The 6,055-nt window shown below is 68.3% G+C and carries 7 protein-coding genes; 1 reads left to right on the top strand and 6 read right to left on the bottom strand.

Going from position 1 to position 6,055, the window contains the following annotated elements:
- The 5 genes from AC069H_RS10440 to AC069H_RS10420 all read right to left on the bottom strand — a co-directional run.
- Window positions 1-2,303 (bottom strand): fibronectin type III domain-containing protein (locus AC069H_RS10440; protein WP_478232065.1); only part of this gene is annotated, 2,303 nt, incomplete at its 3' end.
- A gap of 482 nt (window positions 2,304-2,785) precedes the next feature.
- Window positions 2,786-3,076, bottom strand: a complete 291-nt coding sequence (locus AC069H_RS10435) for a hypothetical protein (protein WP_478232064.1) — start codon at window positions 3,074-3,076, stop codon at window positions 2,786-2,788.
- Window positions 3,077-3,122: 46 nt separating this feature from the next.
- Window positions 3,123-3,275 carry a hypothetical protein gene (locus AC069H_RS10430; RefSeq protein ID WP_478224649.1) on the bottom strand — a complete coding sequence of 51 codons (153 nt, stop codon included), beginning with the start codon at window positions 3,273-3,275 and terminating at the stop codon, window positions 3,123-3,125.
- Window positions 3,276-3,619: 344 nt separating this feature from the next.
- A complete protein-coding gene (locus AC069H_RS10425) occupies window positions 3,620-4,198 on the bottom strand; it encodes a hypothetical protein (protein WP_478232063.1) in 579 nt (192 codons plus the stop codon).
- 169 nt (window positions 4,199-4,367) lie between these two features.
- On the bottom strand, window positions 4,368-4,601 hold the full coding sequence (locus AC069H_RS10420) for a hypothetical protein (protein WP_478232062.1): 234 nt from the start codon (window positions 4,599-4,601) through the stop codon (window positions 4,368-4,370).
- A gap of 183 nt (window positions 4,602-4,784) precedes the next feature.
- Here AC069H_RS10420 and AC069H_RS10415 point away from each other — a divergent pair, with 183 nt between their 5' ends.
- Entirely contained in the window at window positions 4,785-4,964 is a 180-nt protein-coding gene (locus tag AC069H_RS10415; protein WP_478224651.1) for a hypothetical protein, read from the top strand.
- On the opposite strand, the gene AC069H_RS10410 is transcribed toward AC069H_RS10415, so the two are convergent.
- The gene (locus tag AC069H_RS10410) at window positions 4,939-5,832 is read right to left on the bottom strand and encodes an aminoglycoside phosphotransferase family protein (protein ID WP_478232276.1); all 894 of its coding nucleotides are present in this window, start codon (window positions 5,830-5,832) and stop codon (window positions 4,939-4,941) included. The genes AC069H_RS10415 and AC069H_RS10410 overlap by 26 nt on opposite strands.
- Between the last annotated feature and the right edge of the window lie 223 nt (window positions 5,833-6,055).

Below are 6,055 nucleotides of genomic sequence, written 5' to 3'. Positions count from 1 at the left end.
ACAGTGGCCGAAGTCCCCGTCACCGACTTCACCAGCGTGGTGCCGTTGTAGACGTCATAGCCGGTGACACCGACGTTGTCCGTCGCCGCGGTCCACTCAAGGCTCACGCTGGTCTGCGTGGTCCCGGTGGAGCGCGGGTTGCCCGGTGCGACGGGCGCCTGGGTGTCGGGCGCGGCCTGCGTCCGCGCCGTCGCGGCGGCACTGGGCGCCGAAGCGTTGCCCGCGGCGTCCTTCGCGACCACGGTGAACGAATACTCGGTGTCCGGCGCGAGACCGTCCACAGTGGCCGAAGTCCCCGTCACCGACTTCACCAGCGTGGTGCCGTTGTAGACGTCATAGCCGGTGACACCGACGTTGTCCGTCGCCGCGGTCCAGGACAGCGCGACACTGGACTGGGTGACGTCTGTCGTGGCGAGACCAGCCGGAACGCTGGGCGCTTCGGTGTCGGGGACCGTGGCGGTCCGGGCGGTCACCGCCGCGCTGGGCTCCGACCTGTTGCCCGCCGCGTCCTTCGCGACGACGGTGAAGGTGTACTCGGTGTCGGCGGCGAGACCGTCGACGGTGGCGTTGGTTTCCGTCACCGACTTCACCAGGGTGCCGCCGTTGTACACGTCGTACCCGGTGACACCGACGTTGTCACTCGACGCGTCCCACGCCAGGCCGACGCTGGAGGCCGAGGTACCGGTGGAGTGCAGGTTGCCCGGCACACCGGGAGCCTGCGTGTCGGGCGCGGCCTGCGTCCGCGCCGTGACCGCGGCACTGGCGGCCGAAGTGTTGCCCGCCGCGTCCTTCGCGACCACGGTGAAGGTGTACTCGGTGTCTGCCGTCAGACCGTCGATCGTGGCCTGCGGTTCCGTGACCGACTTGACGACCTCGGTGCCCTTCAAGACGTCGTAGCCCGTGACACCGACGTTGTCACTCGACGCGTCCCAGGCCAGCGTCACGCTGGTCTGGGTGGATCCGGTCGAGTGCACGTTCGCGGGTGTGGTCGGCGCCTGCGTGTCCGGGGCCTTCGCGGTCCGGGCGGTGGCAGGCGCGGTGGCGGGCGAGACGTTGCCCGCCGCGTCCTTCGCCTTGACCGTGAACGAGTACTCCGTGTCCGGGGTGAGACCGTCGATCATGGCCGACGTCCCGGTCACGGACTTGACGAGGTTCGCACCCTCGTAGACGTCGTAGCCGGTCACGCCGACCTCATCGGTGGCGGCGCCCCAGGACAACGCGACGCTGCTCTGGGTGACTTCGCCGACTGTCACCGCACCGGGAGCCGAGGGCGGGGTCGTGTCCGCGGCCGCGGTGACGGTGAAGGTGTGCAGCACGTTGGCCTGGCCGTTCGCGGGAGTACAGTCCGCGACGAAGGTGCCAAGGCCGGTCTCCGCGCCGGAAGCCGTCAACGGCGTCATGGTGAGCACCAGATCGTGCACCGAAAGCGTCGCCGTCCCCGGCTTGTCGAACCGCAACGACGGCGCCGCACCGCTCGCGTTGACGATCAGGTCGTTGCCCGTCGGTGGGATCGGCTGCAGTGGGACGGCTGTCGGCACGCCGACCGCGAGATGTCCCTGCGGGCTGGAGACCAGCGAGGTGGCCAGCGCCGATCCCTTGATCTTCTCGGCGCCGACGAGCCGGAGCCCTTCGGTCGCGGTCTTGCCCGCGTTGGAGACGGCCGTGATGTCGATCCTGGGCGTGAACTGGCCGACCGGGATCGTGTCGGGCAGCGTGGCGTTGATGTCGACCGTGACGTCCTGGTTCCCGATCAACGGGAACGGGCAGCTGTAGACCTGCCGCAGCGGCGGGTGGTTCCCTGTGCCGACAACGGCTTCCGGGGTGACCGGCGAGCCGGTCACCGTGTAGGTCTGCAGGACGGTCTCGGCCCCGGCCGCCAGTGTGCAGTCCGAAGTGAAGGTGCCGAGACCGGTCGGGGTGCCGTCGGCCTTCAGCGGGGTCATCACCAGCTGGAGGCCGGTCACCGCGAGCGACGCGGTGCCCGGCTGATCGAACCTCAGCGCGGGCGCGCTGCCCGTCGCGTTGACGACGAGATCGTTGCCCGCGGGCGGGATGGGCTGGTTCGGCACGTCGGAGTCGACCTTCACCGTCATCGTGCCCTGGCTGCCGGGCATCGTCACGGTCGAAGTCGCCTTCGCGGTGCCCTTGATGGACTCGGCGCCGACGAGACGAAGGCCTTCCGTCGCCGTCTTGCCCGCGTTGGACACGGCGGTGATCTCGATGGCGGGAGTCAGTTTGCCGGTCTCGATCGTCGAAGGCTGAGTGGTCTTGATGGTGACCGAGACGTTCTGATCACCGATCAACGGGAATGGACACGAGTAATTCTGCGTGAGCTCACCCGGAGCCGCGGCACTGGTGCCCGACCCTATCGCGAGTCCCAGTGCCACCAAGGCCGCCGTGCTGACGACGGCGATGCCCCCAGTGGCCAGTCTTCGACTACGTCTTCTGTGTTTCACAGGTACCTCTCCAACACATGGACCACGCCCGCCGAAACCACCGGACAAACGATTAATGCCCGCTTTCGCGGGCTCTTCCCAGCGGGCGCGTGCACATATTCACGGGTATGCCACAGGGAATTAACACACCCGCGCGGCACGCCAGGCAAGCAAAATCACAGAGCCCGCGCGACCATTCTTCGTCTTTGTCATGCGCGGTCGATTCACCGTTCGCGAATCTGTCAGCCACGACCCCAAAACGTCCGCCGCCATCTCGGCGAGGGTGGTTACTGGCCAACATGGCCGCGATCAGGTCAAGGGAGAGGGGCCGCTCCCCCGGCTTCGCCCGCTCACTTGGCCGCGCGCCAGGGCGGCACCCAGCCGAGCCGTTTGCAGACCGGGTCGGGGTCGGTCAGGCTCCGGCGGTCGGAGAGGTTCGCCGACCGCGGTCCGAGGATCTGCATCCTGTCGACGACGGGCTCGCACATGGCGCGCCTCCGATCGGAGATCCGTTCGCGAACCTGGTCGGCGCTCTGCACGCGGGTTTCGAGACGGCGCGCGGGCAGTGCGAACATCCCGGCGACCACCGCCGCGGAGACCGATGCGACCGCTGCGATCACGGCGACGACGATGGCGGACATGTGGTCGATCCAACCATGGATCGGCGGCGGGACACCGGCCGTCGCGTCAAGTGGTCGCGTCGATCGGCTCCCGGATCGCGGCGATGCCCCTGGCCACCCGGTACGGCGACTCCGTGCCCACGGAGATGCGGACATACCGGTCGCACGACTCTCCGTACGCGATGCCCGCCACCACGCTGACCGCGCTTTCCCGCAGCATTTCATGAACCTACGAGGAAATCGAAATCGCCCATGCGGCAACGGCATCACGCCATGAGGCGGCCACCAGGACACTCGAAGACGCCGATGCCCCGCGGCAGCCTTTCGCGGCGGGGCGGGAAGACCAGCGCGTGGCCCGAGCAGTCTCGGCGCGTCGAGCATGTCATCCGGTACCGACGAACCACACTTGATCATCGCGACGTTCTCTCCGCGTTCTCGCCCGCCGCGTTGCAGCGAGGCAGCGGATTCGGGCCACCATTGTCCGGATGCAGGTGCCACGACGTGATCCGACACCAAGACCGTTCCGAAGCCGAGGTGAACGCCAAGCCGAATGCCCGTTCCGGCTCACGGATAGGAGCCGGGAGTGCATGCCCCGTTGGCCCAGTCCCTGAAGTTGACGCCGGTGAAGTAGATCCGCTTCAGGCACAGGCCGGATTTGGGTTTAGGTGCCGGCCAACCTTGCCCGCACGAATTCGGTCCTGGCACGGGCACGAAATCCCCAGACGTCGCTACGGAGTCCTCTACCGCGCCTGACCTCGCCAGCACCATACAAAGGTTGTAGTCAGGGAGGTCGAAGGGTGCGTCATAGACCTGATCGGGAGGTCGTCCGGTCCACTGTGTAGTGGCCAGGAGGTAGACGTCCTGCGGATTCAAGATCGTGCCACTGGGGATCTGGGCGAGCATGAACATTTCCGGCCCGTGGCGAACCAGCACGCTACGGCCACCGATGTCGACCGGGACGGAGTGACGATTTCCGATTTCGATGAACTCGCCGTACGGCGGACCGGCGGCAGAGATTTCGTGCAGGTGCCCGCCGAGTGGCTGCGCTTGCCTGTCAGGCATTGCCGAGGTCGAGGCGCCGGCGATACCTGGCGCGAGCAGCATGACGCAGGCCACGGCAAGTGCGGCATATGCGCGTCCCATGACAGAACCCCCTAGATCTTCGGCACCCACGTGCCTTTCATCGATCAACTCTCGCGGACACTTTGATCCGGTGCGCCGGAACCGTTCCGGCACCTCGGGAAAGACTGGCGCCAAATCCAGTGTGCGTTCGGAAAACCGACAAGCATAGAGGCCATGTTCCGGGCCATCCTCAAACCCCTGGCCCCGGCGCCAGTCTCGGTGTGGTCCGGGTCGACGACCCCGAGCGGCTCCGCGAGATGTTCGCCTTCACCCGCGACACCAAGGCGCCCGTGGACGCGGACGATCCTCTGCTCACCGACTCGACGTTCACCGCGATACTGCGGGACGCCCACACCGCGCTGAGCTTGCGGGACGGCTGGACGCACGCCGAGTACATGCTGACCGGGACGGGCCCGAAACTCATCGAGGTCAACGGCAGGCCGGCGACCGGCGTCGACCCCCGGCATCCTCGCCGACGGCGCGGCGTGCGGTCACGATCTGGACGTGCGCCCCACCAGGTGGCGAGTGGCCGGGATCCGTTTCTGCTACGTCGACCGGCGCGACACGGCCATCGCGTCGAGTCGCTCCGGAGACGCTACCGTCCACAGTGGACCAAGCGGTCGACGTCGCCCGGCCCGGCGCCGTGGTGCCCCCTCCACCGAAGGGAACGGTCTGGGGCCGCGTCGCCTACGTCACCGCTGTCGCCGATCCGCTCGGCGAATGCGCCAGGACGCTCGATGCCGCCCAGGCGTCGCCGCGCATCACCACCGCGTGTTCAGAGGACTGAGGATCTCGCCCAGGACGCGACGCGCGTCCACGGCTTCCTCGTCGGCGCGGCCCCTCGTCCGAGCGCAGGTGACCAGCGTCTTCCACAGCGCCCAACCGCGCCCTCGCGCCCACGTCGCGCTGTCGACCGAAAGTCGTTCGCGGAACGCCTCCCGGCCGTCGGCGGTCAGCAACGTCCAGGCGATGGCCATGTCACAGGACGGATCGCCGACGCCGCAGGTGCCGAAGTCGATGACGGCCGCCAGTTCCCCGCCGTCGAGCAGGAGATTCCCCGGCGCGATGTCGCCGTGGAACCACCGGTCCGCACCGTCCCAAGGGGTACGCAGCGCGGTCTTCCAGCTCTCGCGGGCCGAGCCGACGTCGATCTCGCCGTCCAGCGCCGAGAGCGCGCGCTCGGCCAGTGTGTCGTAGGTGCGCAGGGTGGCTCCACGGAACCAGTTGTGCTTACCCGGCTGAGGACCGTCGGCGGTATCGACGTTCCGCAACGCCGCGAGGAAACCGGACAGGTCGAGAGCGAACCGGACCGGGTCGGAAATACGGTCCGCGCTCGCGGGCTCGCCGTCAAGCCACCGGTAGATCGACCACGGGAAGGGATAGCCAGCGCCGGGGCGCCCCTTCGCCAGCGGGACAGGAACAGGAAGCGGGAGCCTGGGAGCCAGCACCGGAAGCCAATGCTGTTCCTTGTCCACCGCCAAGGCGTACTCGGCGGCGCTCGGCAGCCGCACCACCATTGCGTCGCCGAGACGGAAAGTGAAGTTGTCCCAACCGGATCCGGCCACAGGCCGGACCGGAAGACCGGCCCACTCCGGGAACTGCTCGCCGATCAACCGGCGCACCTGCGCCACGTCGACGGTGATCCGCCGCGGCATCGGACCGAGATCCGGCGTGGTGCTCAAGACGACTTCCTTGCTCGATGGGCTCCCCACCTAGTCTCGTCATGCCGTCCAGCGGATATTCGGCGGACTCCGGGCCCGGCGGATCACGGTCGCCCACCTCGGCAGGCCCGGTCGCGGGGGGGGGGGGGGGGGGGGGGAGGGGGGGGGGGGGGGGGGGGGGTGCTGTCGCAAAAAGGGAAAGGGGGAGGGGGGTGGA

The sequence above is a fragment of the Amycolatopsis sp. NPDC043887 genome (assembly GCF_056435665.1).
This window is presented reverse-complemented; position numbering and strand designations above follow the sequence as displayed.